General features: G+C 69.7%; 9 protein-coding genes. 5 read left to right on the plus strand and 4 right to left on the minus strand.

Translation table 11 applies throughout. From position 1 onward, the window contains the following. The first annotated feature begins 25 nt into the window (after positions 1-25). Entirely contained in the window at positions 26-1,831 is a 1,806-nt protein-coding gene (lepA, locus tag LW587_RS17500; RefSeq protein ID WP_232630872.1) for a translation elongation factor 4, read from the plus strand. A gap of 40 nt (positions 1,832-1,871) precedes the next feature. Here the strand turns inward: lepA and LW587_RS17505 are convergent, their stop codons facing one another. Then, a complete protein-coding gene (locus tag LW587_RS17505; RefSeq protein ID WP_232630873.1) occupies positions 1,872-5,204 on the minus strand; it encodes a tetratricopeptide repeat protein in 3,333 nt (1,110 codons plus the stop codon). 322 nt (positions 5,205-5,526) lie between these two features. Between LW587_RS17505 and LW587_RS17510 the strand changes: the two genes are divergently transcribed. From LW587_RS17510 to LW587_RS17525, 4 genes are all read left to right on the plus strand, one after another. Beyond that, positions 5,527-6,984: a carbohydrate porin gene (locus LW587_RS17510; RefSeq protein ID WP_232630874.1), complete on the plus strand. Its 1,458-nt coding sequence runs from the start codon at positions 5,527-5,529 to the stop codon at positions 6,982-6,984. Positions 6,985-7,197: 213 nt separating this feature from the next. Then, positions 7,198-8,451: an efflux RND transporter periplasmic adaptor subunit gene (locus LW587_RS17515; protein WP_232630875.1), complete on the plus strand. Its 1,254-nt coding sequence runs from the start codon at positions 7,198-7,200 to the stop codon at positions 8,449-8,451. 266 nt (positions 8,452-8,717) lie between these two features. Continuing rightward, complete coding sequence (locus LW587_RS17520) at positions 8,718-11,885, plus strand: efflux RND transporter permease subunit (RefSeq protein ID WP_232630876.1); 3,168 nt, start codon at positions 8,718-8,720, stop codon at positions 11,883-11,885. A gap of 765 nt (positions 11,886-12,650) precedes the next feature. Further along, entirely contained in the window at positions 12,651-14,006 is a 1,356-nt protein-coding gene (locus LW587_RS17525) for a TadE/TadG family type IV pilus assembly protein (protein ID WP_232630877.1), read from the plus strand. Positions 14,007-14,139: 133 nt separating this feature from the next. Here the strand turns inward: LW587_RS17525 and LW587_RS17530 are convergent, their stop codons facing one another. From LW587_RS17530 to LW587_RS17540, 3 genes are all read right to left on the minus strand, one after another. Next, entirely contained in the window at positions 14,140-14,859 is a 720-nt protein-coding gene (locus tag LW587_RS17530; protein WP_232630878.1) for an FAD-binding oxidoreductase, read from the minus strand. A gap of 16 nt (positions 14,860-14,875) precedes the next feature. Next, positions 14,876-15,481, minus strand: coding sequence for a sulfite oxidase-like oxidoreductase (locus tag LW587_RS17535; protein ID WP_232630879.1), 606 nt, complete (start codon positions 15,479-15,481; stop codon positions 14,876-14,878). 123 nt (positions 15,482-15,604) lie between these two features. Continuing rightward, complete coding sequence (locus LW587_RS17540; RefSeq protein WP_232630880.1) at positions 15,605-15,883, minus strand: hypothetical protein; 279 nt, start codon at positions 15,881-15,883, stop codon at positions 15,605-15,607. Positions 15,884-16,086 lie beyond the last annotated feature (203 nt).

Here is a 16,086-nt window from a genome sequence, read left to right on the forward strand (position 1 = left end):
GAGCCGCCCCGCGCCGGAGACCCCGATGACCACCCGCAGCATCGACAACATCCGCAACTTCTCGATCGTGGCCCATATCGACCACGGCAAGTCGACGCTGGCCGACCGGCTGATCCAGACCACCGGCACCGTGGCCCTGCGCGACATGAGCGAGCAGATGCTCGACTCGATGGACATCGAGAAGGAGCGCGGCATCACCATCAAGGCCCAGACCGTGCGGCTCGAATACCGCGCGGAGGACGGCAAGGATTACATCCTGAACCTGATGGACACGCCCGGCCACGTGGACTTCGCCTACGAGGTCTCGCGCTCGCTGGCCGCCTGCGAGGGCTCGCTGCTGGTGGTGGATGCCAGCCAGGGTGTCGAGGCGCAGACGCTCGCCAACGTCTACCAGGCGCTCGACGCCAACCACGAGATCGTCCCCGTCCTCAACAAGGTCGACCTGCCGGCCGCCGAGCCCGACCGGGTCAAGGAGCAGATCGAGGAGGTGATCGGGCTCGACGCCTCGCAGGCGGTGCCGATCTCGGCCAAGACCGGCCTCAACATCGAGGCGGTGCTGGAGGCCATCGTCACCCGCCTGCCGCCGCCCAAGGGCGACCGCGAGGCCCCGCTCAAGGCGCTCCTCGTCGACAGCTGGTACGACGTCTATCTCGGCGTCGTCGTGCTGGTGCGCATCGTCGACGGCGTGCTGAAGAAGGGCATGACGATCCGCATGATGGGCGCGGACGCGGCCTACGGCGTCGACCGGATCGGCGTGTTCCGCCCGAAGATGTCCGACATCGGCGAACTCGGCCCCGGCGAGGTCGGCTTCTTCACCGGCTCGATCAAGGAGGTGGCCGACACCCGCGTCGGCGACACCATCACCGAGGACAAGCGCCAGACCACGCAGATGCTGGCGGGCTTCAAGGAAGTCCAGGCGGTCGTCTTCTGCGGCCTGTTCCCCGTCGATGCCGCCGATTTCGAGAATCTGCGCGGCGCCATGGGCAAGCTGCGGCTCAACGACGCCTCGTTCTCCTACGAGATGGAGACGAGCGCGGCGCTCGGCTTCGGCTTCCGCTGCGGTTTCTTGGGACTCCTGCATCTCGAGATCATTCAGGAACGGCTGGAGCGCGAGTTCAACCTCGACCTGATCTCGACCGCGCCCTCGGTGGTCTACCGCCTGCTGATGCGCGACGGCGAGCACAAGGAGCTGCACAACCCCGCCGACATGCCCGATCCGATGAAGATCGAGACGGTCGAGGAGCCGTGGATCCGCGCCACGATCCTGACGCCCGACGAGTATCTCGGCGGCGTGCTGAAGCTGTGCCAGGACCGGCGCGGCATCCAGATCGACCTCAACTACGTCGGCAAGCGGGCCATGGTGGTCTACGACCTGCCGCTCAACGAGGTGGTGTTCGATTTCTACGACCGCCTGAAGTCGATCTCGAAAGGCTACGCCTCGTTCGACTACCACGTTTCCGACTACCGCGAGGGCGACCTCGTCAAGATGTCGATCCTCGTGAACGCCGAGCCGGTCGACGCCCTCTCGATGCTGGTCCACCGCACCCGCGCCGAGAGCCGCGGCCGCGCCATGTGCGAGAAGCTGAAAGACCTGATCCCGCGCCACCTGTTCCAGATCCCGGTCCAGGCGGCGATCGGCGGCAAGATCATCGCCCGCGAGACCATCCGCGCCCTGTCCAAGGACGTGACCGCCAAGTGCTACGGCGGCGACATCTCCCGCAAGCGCAAGCTTCTGGACAAGCAGAAGGAAGGCAAGAAGCGCATGCGCCAGTTCGGCCGCGTGGAGATCCCGCAGGAGGCGTTCATCGCGGCGCTGAAGATGGACGATTGAGGGCGGCCGCCTTTCAAGGACCCGGTGAGGCGATCTTGGATCAAGCCTCCTCCCCCGGCTCGAGAAGTCGCCTGATCCTTTGCCGCACGGCCTCGGCCTCTTCGTCCCGACCGAGTTCCGAGAGCTGGGCGGCAAGATTGTTGCTTGAAACGAGCAAGTTCCGCGCGAAGGCGTCGGGCCTGGCTCGCGCGAGTTCGGCAAATACCGCGACGGCCTCCTGCGCGGCGGCCAGGGCTTCCTCGCAACGGCCGAGTTGGGACAGCCTGTTGCCGAGGTTGTTTAGGGACAGGGCGAGATCGGGGGTGAAGGCCTCGGGACGGACGCCGGCAAGATCGCGACAGAGCCCGGTGGCGTCCTGCGCGGCGGTCAGGGCCTCCTCGCGACGACCGAGCTTGGACAGCCTGTTGCCGAGGTTGTTCAAGGACAGAGCGAGATCGGGCATGAAGGCCTCGGGACGGGCGCGGGCGAGGGCGTGTCGAATCTCGACGGCCTCCTGCGCGGCGGCTAAGGCCTCCTCGCGACAGTCGAGTTCGGACAGCCTGTTGCCGAGGTTGTTCAGGGACCCGGCGAGATCGGGCGTGAAAACCTCGGGGCGGGCGCGGGCGAGATCGCGATAAAGTCCGGTGGCCTCCCGAGCGACAGCCAGGGCCTCCTCGCGACGGCCAAGCTCGGACAGCCTGTTGCCGAGGTTGTTCAGGGACACGGCGAGATCGGGCGTGAGGGTATCGGGACGGGCGCTGGCGAGGGTGATCCTGATCTCGACGGCCTCCTGCGCGGCGGCCAGGGCCTCCTCGCGACGGCCGAGCTCGGACAACCTGTTGCCGAGGTTGTTCAGGGACATGGCGAGATCGGGCGTGAAGGTCTCGGGACGGGCGTGGGCGAGCGCGCGCCAGATCTCGACGGACTCCTGCGCGGCAGCCAAGGCCTCCTCGCGACGGCCGAGCTCGGACAGCCTGTTGCCGAGGTTGTTCAGGGACACGGCGAGATCGGGCGTGAAGGCATCGGGGCGGGCGCGGGCGAGATCGCGATAGAGCCCGGTGGCCTCCTGCGCGGCAGCCAGGGCCTCCTCGCGACGACCGATCTGTGACAGGTAGCCGCCAGCATTCGACAACAAGCTGGCGGCCTGCTCCGGCGCCTGCTTCACCAAGCCTGCGAGCGTCGCTGCGACGACCGCGGCGAACCCCGCGGCCGGGAACGGAACCCTGCCGCTCGCGAACTCGACGAAGCGGGCCGCCCGGGATGGCTCCCGCTCGATCATCGTGACGAGCGCCCGTTCGAGCGGAGCCGCGCCGCCGCGGGCGACGCCGGGCGCGTCGAGATCGAACAGGATTCGTCCGAGCCGGCCGCCGATGCCGGTCTCGGCACCCACGAGCGCGGCCGAGAGCCAGTCCGGCAGCTGGCGGTCGCCCTCTGGAAATCTCGGATCAAACAGGACCGTGTCGAGGAAACAGGCCGCCACGCGGTCGGGTTGGAGGCGAGTCAGCCGGCCCCCGCGCCACCACGGCGTGTCGGCGATCCTCGGCACGATGGCGTCGGCGCGCCTCTCCCCGGCGATCCCCTCGGCAACGAGGGTATCGATGACGTCGCCGCCGAGCCCGTCGGCGAGGATGCCGAGTGCGAGGAGGCGCTCCAGCGTCGCGGGGCCGATGCCCAGTTGCTCGGAGGTCCGGCGCACCCGGGCCCGTTCGCGCTCGGCGAGATCGCGGATGATGGCGCCGCCCTCGATCCCGAAGGCCATGTCTGGCGCCAGCACGGCGTGAACGGCGGCCGCGACCGCGAAGAGCGGCAGGCGGTGCAGGGGCGTCTCGCCCAGCCAGCTCGCCGCCCGCTCCAGATTGGGCACCGGTCGTCCGGCCCGGGCCGCGAAGGCTTCGGCGGCCTCCCGGATCAGGGCGGAGGCCTGGATCGCCGAGAGCGCGTCCGGAGCCGCGATCGGCTGGCGGCCGAAGCGGCCTTCGAGCCCGACCACCGCACTGTCCCAATGCGCGAAGTCCCGCCGCGAGAGGAGCAGGAACCGGATCGGCCGCTCTGTGCGCGGCGTCGCGGCGAGCGCCTCGATCAGACTTCGGGTCAGGTCGGGAGATTCCTCGGGATAGTCGAGGATCAGCAGCAGACCCCGGCTGCCGGACAGCGCCACCCGCAGCGGGACGCCCGCACGCACGAAGCCGGCCTTCCACCCCCGCTCGCGCAGCCGCGCCGCTGCGGTGGCCGCGAGCCGTGTCTTGCCCGCCCCGCCCTCCCCGGTGATGAGGCGCGCGGAGGGGACGCTCGGCTTGGCCTCGGCCCAGTCGAGGATCTGCCGAAGGTCGTCATCGCGCCCGTGCAGCGTCCGGGCGAGCCCGAAATTCCAGCGCAGGGCGTCGAGCAGGTTGATGTCGCCCGGCTGGACGGCCTCGTCGAGGGACCGCCAGGGAATGTCCGGCTCGGCCGCGGCGACGGAGGCTCCGGGACTGTCGATGCGGACCGCATCGTCGGCGAGGAAGACGGAGATCGCCTGGCCCTGCCGGGCGGCATCGAGCCGATCGAGGATGCTCGCCGTGTCGCCCTTGATCCGCGACTGACCTTCCAGGATTTGATTCGTCGCCTCGATGACCGGCGAGACGGGCCGCTCGACCGCTTCCCGGAGGAAGCCCAGCACGTACGCATAAACCTCGTCGGCGCGGCTCCTCGGCTTGGCGATCGAGGCGTGATCCTCATCGACCACCCAGGCACGGACGCGGTGCAGGGCCGGATCCGCGCTGTCCGGCTTGACGATCATCCCGAGGATCCGCGTCGGCTTGCCCTCGCGGAGAACCAGATGATGCAGGCCCCGCTCGGTGGCCCAGTCCCGATACCAATTGTTCAAATCACGCAGGTTCGGATCGTTGCGCACGAGGGACATCGTCGCCGCGGACGGTCGGACGAGGATGCGCAGCCAGTCCCCCCACTCCGTCAGGTCCGACCCGAGATGAGGTGTGGCGAGGAAGGCGACCTTGTCGATGCGGGCGAGCAGCTCGGCCGCGTTCCGCTGCTGGGCCGCCTCCCTCTCGAGCATCCGGAAGAGTTGTTTGATCACGAGGCCGCCGAGGCTGTGACCGATCAGGACGATCCGCCCGTCTCTCAGTTCGGGCCGCGTGAGGAGGCGCCCAAGGATATTCTCGGCGCGGTCGACGAGATGCAGAGCGTGTCCGCGCCAGCGCGACACCGGCGCCTCGTAGCCGACCGACCAGACGGCGAGACCTTCGATGTCTTCGGCGAGCCAGCACGGCCAGAGCATCGCGAGGTCGGGCGTGGCCTGCCACGTCCAACGCGGATCTCCGCCGAGACCGTGAACGAAGATCACGTTCGTCTCGAGCGGGCCCCGGCTTTCGAGGAGGCGGTAGAGATCAGCCATGCATCAGCCAGGCAAGAATTTTATCATTGCAAAAAACGATCTGTCGCTTTCTTCACTAGGTTGATAATACCTGGAAAAAATCTAAAACCTGTCGAAGAACGTGATTTAGCCGTGCAGGGACCATGCCATCTTCGAGACGATCAAATTACCGAGGGCGCAGACGAAGGTCAAGCAGCGGAGGCACTGACTGAGGACGACGGAGCACGCGACGATACGCTCGGCAGAATTCGATTTGGAATGACGGTTGCCTTGCCCTCCGGACTGGCTGGCCTCACGCACACGCCGTAAGTTCGGGCATCGTACCCGTCGCGGGGGAGAGCCCTTGTTTCGAAGCCCGCTCGCCTGCGCACTCGCCGCCGCGCTCGCCGCCGGCCCAGCCCTGGCGCAACCCACCGGAAAACCCGTCTTCGAAGGCGCGGGCGGCGATCCGCGCGTCTCGGTCTCCCAGCCGGAGTCGACCAGCCAGGCCTCGGGCGGCTACGTCCGCTCGATCGAGCCCTCGCTCGGGCCGCTCGGCGATCCGCTCCGCCTGCGCCCCCTCCTCAAAGAAAAGGGCATCGAGTACAGCCTCACCTATGTCGGCGAGACGCTCGGCAACGCCTTCGGCGGCCTCCGGCCGGGGGCCATCGTGCAGGACCGGCTGAACCTGCGACTCAACCTCGATCTCCAAACGCTTGCCGGCTGGGACGGGGCGACTTTGCATGCCAACGCCTACTTCATCCACGGCACCGGCCTGTCGCGCTATGAGGTCGGCAACCTGCTGACCACGAGCGTGATCGAGGCGCTGCCGTCCTCGCGCCTCTCCGTGCTGTGGCTCGACCAGCAGCTGTTCGACGGCCGCCTCGGGATCCGCATCGGCCAGCAGGCCGCCGACACCGAGTTCTTCGTCAGCCAGACCGCGACGCTGTTCGTGAATGCGAGCTTCGGCTGGCCGGCGATCACCGGGCTCGATCTGCCGGGCGGCGGCCCGGCCTATCCGCTGGCGGCGCCCGCGATCCGGGCCAAATACGTGCCGGGCAACGGTTTTTCGATCCAGGCCGGGCTCTACGACGGCGATCCGGCCGGCGCCAACCGGCCCGGACAGGACCCGGAGGCGCAGCGGCTCGACCGCACCGGCACCAACTTCCGCACCCGCGACCCGGCGCTGATCGTGGCGGAGGCGACCTACGCCTACAACACAGAAACCGGCGCCCAGGGCCTGCCGGGCGACATCACGCTGGGCGGCTGGCAGCATTTCGGGCGCTTCGAAAGCTTGCGCTTCGACACCACCGGCCGGCCGCTGGCCGATCCGCGCTCGACCGGGATCGGCCGCCCGCTGCGGGGCAATGCCGGCCTCTACGCGATCTGGGACCAGACGCTGTTTCGCGAATCCGGCAAGGACGACGAGGGCCTCGGCTTTTTCGTCCGCGCGGCGTACGCGCCGACCCGCTCCAGCCTGATCGCGGCCTATGTCGATACGGGCCTCGCCTACAAGGGCCTGTTCGAGGGCCGCGACGACGACACGATCGGCCTCAGCCTGGCCCATGCCCGCCTCTCCGACGACGCCCGCCGGGCCGACACCGACGCCATCGTCTCCACGGGCATGCCACGGCCGCGGCGGCGGGCCGAGACCGTGATCGAGGCGACCTATCAGGTGGTGGTGGTGCCGGGCTTCACCCTGCAGCCCGACCTGCAGCTGATCCTGCATCCGGGCGGCGGCATCGCCAACCCGCGCGATCCGGACGGGCGACGGCTGCGCAACGCGGGCGTGATCGGCTTGCGCGCCACGGTTCAATACTGATCGACGGCCGCCCCGAAATGCCCGAGATCGGGGGCCGCACGGGCGCCCGTGCGCGTCACGATCGTCGGCGGCCGCGGGAAGCGTCATTCCCCCGTCAAGTCGCCACGGTAACGGCGCAATTGAGGAGCTTCGGTCGCGCACAACCGAAGGGCCGAGCGAATCGGCCGCGCCGACGGGCGGATCCGAGGCGTGACCAGCCGGGATGATGGGTCGATGAGCGAAGGTCACGCCGAGGAGAACCTCACGCCGAGGAAGATGCGGCTCGGCCCGCAGATCCTTCTGGCCCTGGTCCTGCTCGGGGCCGCCGGGGCGGCGATCTGGTACGGGCGGCCGAAGGGGGTCGATGCGGCGGTCCCGACGCCCGCCGCCGTCACCAGCGTCGCGGATGGGCGCTTCGTGCTGACGCCAAGCCAGCTCGCCACCGTCACCACGGTGCCGGTCGCGCAGCGGCTGTTCTTCGAAGACATCGCCACCGAGGGCAAGATCGGCGTCGACGAGTACCGGGCGACCCCGGTGTTCTCGCCCTATGCCGGCCGGGTCATCACCATCTTCGCCCGCTCCGGCGAGAAGGTGCGGCAGGGCGACAAGCTGTTCTCGCTCCAGGCCAACGAGATGGTCCAGGCGCAGAACGATTTCCTGGCGGCGCTGAACGTCCTCAACAAGACCCGCTCGCAGCTCTCCTACGCCGCCAACACCGAGAAGCGGCTGCGCGACCTCTACGAGTCCCGCGTGACGACCCTGCGCGAGTTGCAGACGGCTCAGAACGACCTCTCGACCGCCCAGAACGACGCCAAGACCGCCGAGGTCGGCCTGGAGGCGGTGCGCAACCGCCTGCGCATCCTCGGGCTCCGGGACGACGACATGACCGCCCTCCAGACCAAGGGCGCGATCAACCCCGAGACGACGATCTACGCGCCGCTCTCCGGCACCATCATCCAGCGCAAGATCGGCCCCGGCCAGTACGTCAACACCGGCGGCTCCGATCCGTCCTACATCATCGGCGACCTCTCCAAGGTCTGGATCATCGCCCAGCTGCGCGAGACCGACGCGGCCAAGGTCGATCTCGGCGAGCGCATCCGCTTCAAGGTGCTGGCCTATCCGGGCATGACCTTCGAGAGCCGGGTGAACTTCATCGGCGCCTCGGTCGATCCCGCCACGCGGCGCATCTACGTGCGGGCCGAGATCGACAATGCCAAGGGCCTCCTGAAGCCCGAGATGTACGCCAGCGTCCACATCATCAACGAGCGCGAGACCGTCTCCCGGGCGGTGCCGCGGCAGGCGGTGATCTTCGAGGGCGACAAGGCCCGGGTCTGGGTGCTCAAGCCCGACAATGCGGTGGAGAGCCGCGCGATCCGCACCGGCCTCGTCGACGGCAACGAGATCGAGGTGACCGAAGGCCTCGCCGTCGGCGAGCGCGTCATCTCGAAGGGCGCCCTGTTCATCGACGGAATGACCAACCAGGGCTAGGGCCTCGGCCCGTGCGGCGGAGGCCGGCGCTCGGCACGGCGCCGAGGCGGCACAGGACCCGAGAGCGGCACAGGACCCGAGAACGGCACAGGACCCGAGAGCGGCACAGGACCCGAGAGCGGCGGCCCCAGGGGTGACGCCGGCTCCCGACAGAACAAGCCCCCGCGGGGCGCACGGACCAGGGACCCCGAGAGACCGCCAGGAAGGCGCGGCGGCCGGCATGAGCCCGGCCCCGGCGCGCCGGCGCCAGTCTGGAACCGAACGTCATGAACGGCATCGTCGCATTCGCGCTCCGGCAGCGCGCCCTCGTGGTCCTCTTCTTCGTGCTGTTCGTGGTGGGCGGGCTTGCCGCCTTCCAGAACCTGAACATCGAGGCCTATCCCGACCCCACCCCCCCGCTGGTCGACGTCGTCACCCAGACCGACGGCCTCTCGGCGGAGGAGATGGAGCGCTACGTCACGATCCCGATCGAGCGCATGACCTCGGGCATGCCCAACCTCAGGCAGGTGCGCACGATCTCGCTCTACGGCCTGTCCGACGTGAAGCTGCAATTCGGCTTCGAGTTCGACTATCTCCAGGCCGAGCAGCAGGTGCTGAACCGCCTCCAGCAGCTCGATCCGCTGCCCGCCGGCGCCAAGCCCACCATCTCCCCGATCAGCCCGATCGGCGAGATCTTCCGCTACAAGCTCACCGCGCCGCCCGGCTATTCCGTGCTCGACCTGCGCACGCTTCAGGAATGGGTGCTGAAAAAGCGCTTCCGCGCGGTGCCCGGCGTGATCGACGCCATCGGCTGGGGCGGCAAGACCAAGACCATCGAGCTCTCGGTCGATCTCGACCGGCTGATGGCCTACGGCCTCACCCTGTCGAGCGTGGTCAAGACCCTCAACGACAGCAACCTCAACGTCGGCGGCAACCGCGTCGCCATCGGCGGGCAATCCGCGGTGGTGCGCGCGGTCGGCCTCATCCGCGACGTGGAGGACATCAACGGCACGGTGCTGGCCCAGGTCGGCGGCGCGCCGGTGCTGGTCAAGGACATCGCCACGGTCACCGTGGGCCACCAGCCGCGGCTCGGCATCGCCGGGATGAACGACGAGGACGACATCGTTCAGGGCATCGTCCTGATGCGGCGCGGCGAGAAGAGCACGCCGTCGATCGAGGCCGTGAAGGCCGAGGTGGCCAAGATCGAGGCCGCGGGCATCCTGCCGCCGGGGGTCAAGATCGAGCGCATCTACGACCGCGCCGACCTGATCGCGGTCACGACCCACACCGTGCTGCACAACATGGTGGTCGGCATCCTGCTGATCCTCGCGATCCAGTGGCTGTTCCTCGGCAACCTGCGCTCGGCGCTCATCGTCGTGGCCACCATCCCGTTCGCGCTGTTCTTCGCGGTCGTCATCCTCGTGGCGCGGGACGAATCGGCCAACCTGCTCTCGGTCGGCGCCCTGGATTTCGGCCTGATCGTCGACGGCACGGTCATCATGGTCGAGGCGATCTTCCGGCGGCTCTCCGGCCACGGCATCCCGGGCTATCCCCCGCCGGGGCTCGACCTGAAATCGGGCCGCATCGCGATGGCGGCGGGCGATGTCAGCCGCTCGATCTTCTTCGCGGCGGCGATCATCGTCACGGGCTTCCTGCCGCTTTTCACCCTCACCGGCGTCGAGGGCCACATCTTCGGGCCGATGGCGACGACCTACGCCTACGCCCTGCTCGGCGGCCTGATCGCGACCTTCACGGTCACGCCCGCGCTCTCGGCCTATCTGCTGCCGGCCCATGTCGAGGAGACCGAGACCCGCCTCGTGCGGCTGCTCGACTGGGCCTACCGCCCGGCCGTGCGGGCGGCGCTCGGGGCGCGGCTGGTGACGGTGGCCTGCGTGGCTCTGATCGCGGTCGGCGTGGGCGTCGCGGCCCGCAACCTCGGCTCGGAGTTCCTGCCCAAGCTCGAAGAGGGCAACCTCTGGGTCCGCGCGACCATGCCGGCGACGATCTCGCTGCGCGAGAGCAACGGCTACGTCAACGAGATGCGCAAGATCATCGCCGCGATCCCGGAAGTCGAGCGCGTCGTCTCCCAGCACGGGCGGCCCGACGACGGCACCGACGCGGCGGGCTTCTTCAACGCCGAGTTCTTCGCGCCGATGAAGCCGATGGAGCAGTGGCGCCAGGGCGTCGACAAGGAAGCCCTGACCGAGGAGATGCTGAAGAAGCTCCAGGCAGCGTTCCCGGGCGTCGAGTTCAACCTGTCGCAATACCTTCAGGACAACGTCGCCGAGGCGGTCTCCGGCATCAAGGGCGAGAACTCGTTCAAGGTGTTCGGCCCCGACCTGCAGACGCTCACCGACTCCGCCAAGAAGATCGAAAAAGTCCTCTCGACGATCCACGGCGTCGAGGATCTGGCGGTGTTCAAGTCGCTCGGCCAGCCGACCATCGAGATCGAGATCGACCGGGTGCGGGCGGCCCGCTACGGCCTGACGCCGGGCGACATCAACACCACGGTGCGCACCGCCATCGGCGGCGATTCCGCCGGCGACCTCTACGATCCGGGCTCCGAGCGGCACTACCCGATCATGGTGCGGCTGGCCCCGCAATACCGCCAGAGCATCGAGGCGATCGCCAACCTGCGCATCGCCGGCCAGAGCCCCGCCAGCGGCGCCCCGGTGCAGTTCCCCTTGAGCGCGGTCGCCTCGGTCCAGCTCGTGTCGGGCCCGGCCTACATCTATCGCGAGGCGCAGGAGCGCTACCTGCCGGTGAAGTTCTCCGTCCGCGGGCGCGACCTCGGCAGCACGATCGAGGAGGCCCAGCGCCGCGTCGCCGCGGAGGTGCAGCTGCCGCAGGGCTATCGGCTGGAGCTGGTGGGCGAGTTCAACAACATGAAGGGCGCCATCGCCCGCCTCTCGGTCACCGTGCCGATCGCGATCGGGCTCATCGCGATCCTGCTGTTCATGAACTTCTCCTCGGTCACCGATTCGCTGCTGGCGCTGAGCGTGATCCCGATGGCGATGGCCGGCGGCATCATCGCGCTGTCGGTCACCGGCACCTCCTTCTCGGTCTCGGCGGCGATCGGCTTCATCGCGCTGCTCGGCATCGCGGTGATGGACGGGATCATCGTGCTGACCCACTATAACGGCCTCGTGGCCGCGGGCGTGGAGCGCGTGCCGGCGATGCTGCGCACCTGCTACACGCAGATGCGCCCCGTGGTGATGACCTGCGTGGTGGCCGGCGTCGGCCTCCTGCCCGCGGCCTTCTCCACGGGCGTCGGCTCGCAGGTGCAGAAGCCCCTGGCGCTCGTCGTCGTCGGCGGCATGTGCCTCGCGCCGCTGCTGATCCTGCTGGTCCTGCCGGTGCTGATCCTGACCTTCTCCCGCCGCAAGCCGACGGCGGCGGTGGTGGCCGACGCCCCCGCCCCTGTCCCTGCCCCCGTCCCCGCGCCGACGCATTGACGGCGCGCCCGGCGCCGGTCTCGATCGGGACCGGCGGTCGCATCCCGGGGCGCCGCGTCCGGCGGGGCCTCGACACAAGGTGGACGGGACGTCGCCCCCCGGATCGCGTCCTGTGAGGGCGACGGGCCCGGTGCGATCCGGGACCGTCGCCCGTGCACGGCTCCGCGCAGGCGCCCCCGGCCCGAGACGGCGACGCCCCCCTGACCGGCAGCGACGACGCGGCCCCCTCCCCGGTTTCCCCGCGCGCCGTCCAGCGCGTCGAGGCCATCGATGGGGGCGATCCCCTCGTCCTCCCTCTCCGGGCGGCGGACTTTTCCGGGAGATCGCGGTTCTCGTTCCGCGGTCGGCGGCCCTGGACCTCCTCGCGGCCCTGCAAGAGGCGCTGCAGGAGGCGCTGCAGGAGGCGCTGCAGGAGGCCCTGCAAGAGGCGCTGAACGAGGCGCTGAACCGGCCGACCCCGCCCCGCCGCTGACCGCCGCGACGGCTGCGCCGACCCGGCGAAGGGCCCAGTCTTCACGTTAACGTGATCGCTCCGCTACAAGCAAGACCGTCGCCTGCCGGGCCATGCAACTGAACAACGCATCGCCATCGGCGTGGAATCATTGGTCGATCCCAACCTGACATTGCGAAAAAATTGGATACACTCGCATAATCCGTTAACGCGCGCCCCCTATACCAGTCCTTGACTCGAAAAGGGCTTGGTAGGACGACGTGGCGCACGGCTCGGAGCAGTCCTTGACACGATCGGGATTGGTGAGGCGGGCGTTGAACGGATTCCGGCAGGATGGCCGCGGCTCCGTCACGGTCATCTTCGGCCTTGCGGCGACGACCCTGATCGGTCTCGTCGGCGGCGCCATCGACTATGCCCGCGTGATCGCGGCGCGCGGCCAGATCCAGATGGCGGCCGATACGGGCGTGATGGCGGGCGGGAATGCCCTCAAGCTCGTCGTCTCGAATCTCGACGCGATCGTCGGCGTGACCACGCAGACGATCCAGACCGAGGCGAAGGCCAGCGCCGACAACCCGGTGACGATCCAAGTCAGCGTCGCCGCCGACAAGACCAGCGTCACGGCCAAGGTCGAGAAGGCGGTGCCGCTCACCTTCGGCCCCTTCATCGGCCTCGCGTCGATGACGGTGGCGGCGACCGCGAAAGCGAGCGTGGTCGGCAAGATGCGCCTGTGCATGCTGGCGCTCGACCCGGCCGCGCCGGGCGCCTTCACCCTGGAGAAGAGCGCGCAGGTCACCGCCTACGATTGCGCGCTCTATTCCAACTCGGCCAACGGCTCGGGGATGGTCGGCCGCGACAACGCCCTCGCCCGCGCGCAGATCATCTGCTCGGCCGGCGGCTTCCGGGACGACCGGGCGAACTTCACGCCGAACCCGCAGACCGGCTGCCCGGTGATCCAGGATCCCTTGCGGGATCGCGCCGCGCCCAGCATCGGGGCCTGCACGCCGTCGCTGCTGCCCCTGAACCTGCTCAACCCGCTGCTCGGCGGCACGCGGATCACCGGCAACAGGGTCCTGGAGCCCGGCACCTATTGCGGCGGGCTGATGATCATGGGCCATGCCCAGGTGACCCTGAAGCCCGGCATCTACGTTATCAAGGACGGCCCGCTCCTCGTCACCAACACCGCGAGCCTGACGGGCACGGATGTGGGCTTCTACTTCACGGGCAGCAACAGCGGCCTGCTCTTCAACAAGGGCACCACGATCAGCCTCGCCGCCCCGACGACCGGGCCGATGGCGGGCCTGCTGATGTCGGAGGATCGCAGCCAGGGCAGCCTGCTCGATCCGGCCATGCTGCTCAACGCGCTCTTGCCGATCAGCCCGGTCTCGCTGACGCCGCCGCCGCTCGGCCTGGTGGCGCCGATGCGGATCTACCGCATCATCAGCGACAACGCCCGCACCATGCTCGGCACGATCTATCTCCCGACCGGACGCCTGGTCATCGATGCGACCCGGCCGGTGGCGGATCAGTCGGCCTATACGGTCGTCGTGGCCAAGCAGATCAACCTCTACGAGGGCCCCAACCTCTACCTCAACGCGAATTACAGCGGCACCAGCGTCCCCGTGCCGAAGGGAGTCGGGCCGCTCTCGGGCCGGCTGCTGCTGAGCCAGTAGGGGCGGCTCAGACCAAATCCGGTTGATCCCTTCGGGATGGCGGATGCGCGCTTCGCTCAAACGCCGCGCGGGCTTGCCTGCGCCGCGCGGGCTTGCCTGATCCGGGCTCCGCTTTGATCGAGCGGAGCCCGGATCAGCCCCCGAACCGCTCCGTGCGGATCACCCCGGGCCGCACGCCGGCCTCCACCAGGAGGTCGGCCACCGTGCCGACGAAGGCGTTGCCGCCGCAGACGAAGACGTGGCGGGGCATGCCGAGGCACTCCATCGCCGTGTCGATCATCACGCGGTCGATCCGCCGGCCGGCGGTCGCGCCCTCGCGGGTGAGCAGCAGGGTCAGGTCGAAGCCGGTCTCGTCGCGGGAGCGGGCCGAGAGCTCGCCCCGGGCGATGGCCTCGGCCGCGGTGCGCACCGAGTAGAGCAGCAGCATCGGCACGTGGGGCGCGCGCAGCGCCCGCTCGCGCACCATGGCGAGCAGCGGCACCACCCCGGAGCCGCCGCCGACGAGCAGCACCGGCCCGCCCTCCTCCGGGCCCCAGGCGAAGGAGCCGATCGGCCCGCGCAGCTCAATGGCGTCGCCGACCTCGGCCACCTTGTCGAAATAGCCCGAGACCTCGCCCGCCGGCAGCCCCTCGATCATCAGCTCGATGCCGCGCGGGTCGCCGGGGGCGGAGGCGATGGAGTAGCTGCGCTGGGCCTGATAGCCGTCGGGCGCGGTCAGGCGCAGATCGACGTGCTGGCCGGCCCGGTGGGGCCGCTCGAAGGCGTCGAAGCGGAAGCTCTTCACCCGCGGCGTCGCGGGCGCGATCGCCCGGATCGTCGCGGTCCTCCAGCGGGTGGGAGCAGCCTCGGCCACGCGAAACGAACGTCCTCTAATCGCCGGTGAAGCGCTGCTCGCGCCAGGGATCGCCGTACATGTGGTAGCCGCGCAGCTCCCAGAAGCCGGCCTCGTCGCGCTCGGTGAAGCGCAGGCCCTTCACCCATTTGGCGCTCTTCCAGAAGTAGAGATGCGGCACGAGCAGCCGCGCCGGGCCGCCGTGATCGGGCTCGATCGGCTTACCCTCGTAGAGGGTCGCCACCATCGCCTTGCCGCCGACGAGGTCGGCCACCGGCACGTTGGTGGTGTAGTCGTCGTGCCCCTCCGCCAGGACGAAGCCGGTCGGCGCTGCGATCCCGGCCGCCGCCAGCAGGTCGTCGACGCTGACGCCCTCCCAGGCGGTGTCGAATTTCGACCACTTGGTCACGCAATGGATGTCCCCGCCCCAGCGGGTGCGGGGAAGCGCCTGGAACTCGTCCCAGCTCCAGCTCGCCAGCGGCCGCGACCCGTGGCGCAGGGTGAAGCGCCAGCCTTCGGTGGAGACCCGCGGGGTCGGCCCGAGCTGGAGCACGGGGAAGTCGTCGGTGAGATACTGGCCGGGGGGAAGCCGCTCGCGGATCTCCGCCGCCGGGGGGCGTCCCGTGAAACCGCGTGTCGCCATCCCGTCCCTCCGCTCGCCCGACGCCGACCCGATGCTGGCCCGGCCCTCAACGCCGCCGAGGGCCGCGCCGATCCCGCACCGGTCTGGCATGCCCGGACGGCGCCCGCAACGCGGCGGTCCGGCTCAGCGGGCCTCGTCCCGGCAGGGGGTGCAGATGCTGTCGAGGACGCCGTCGAGCCGCTTCTGGCGCTCCGTGCGCGCGGTGGGGTCGGCCGCGGGCGCGGCGTCGCGGCCGGGCGGCACGGTCTGCCCGCTCGAGGCCCGATAGGGGGCGTTGACGGTGGTCTCGGGCCCGCCGCCGGTGCCCGTCACCGGCGCCGCCCCGGCGCCGACCGGGAGCAGCAGCCCGATCCCCAGCGCGCCTCCGACGATCCGCCGCCCGTTCCGTCCCATCCCCATCATGCCTCGCTCCTCCGATGCGTCGCGCCTCTCGCCCGGCGGCGCCAGGGCGTCCTGTCGGCCAGACGATCTGTTGGCAAAACGATGCGGCGGCCGGGAAACATCCGCGAAAGAGCGGCTCGGGGCGCCCGGCCCGTGCTCCGGCGCACCCGGGCGGCCCGTCCGGCGCGGCGGCCGGCTCGCCCAGGGCCGACAGGGGGGCCGAC

The organism is Methylobacterium sp. Leaf118, assembly GCF_920984675.1.
Classification (GTDB): domain Bacteria; phylum Pseudomonadota; class Alphaproteobacteria; order Rhizobiales; family Beijerinckiaceae; genus Methylobacterium.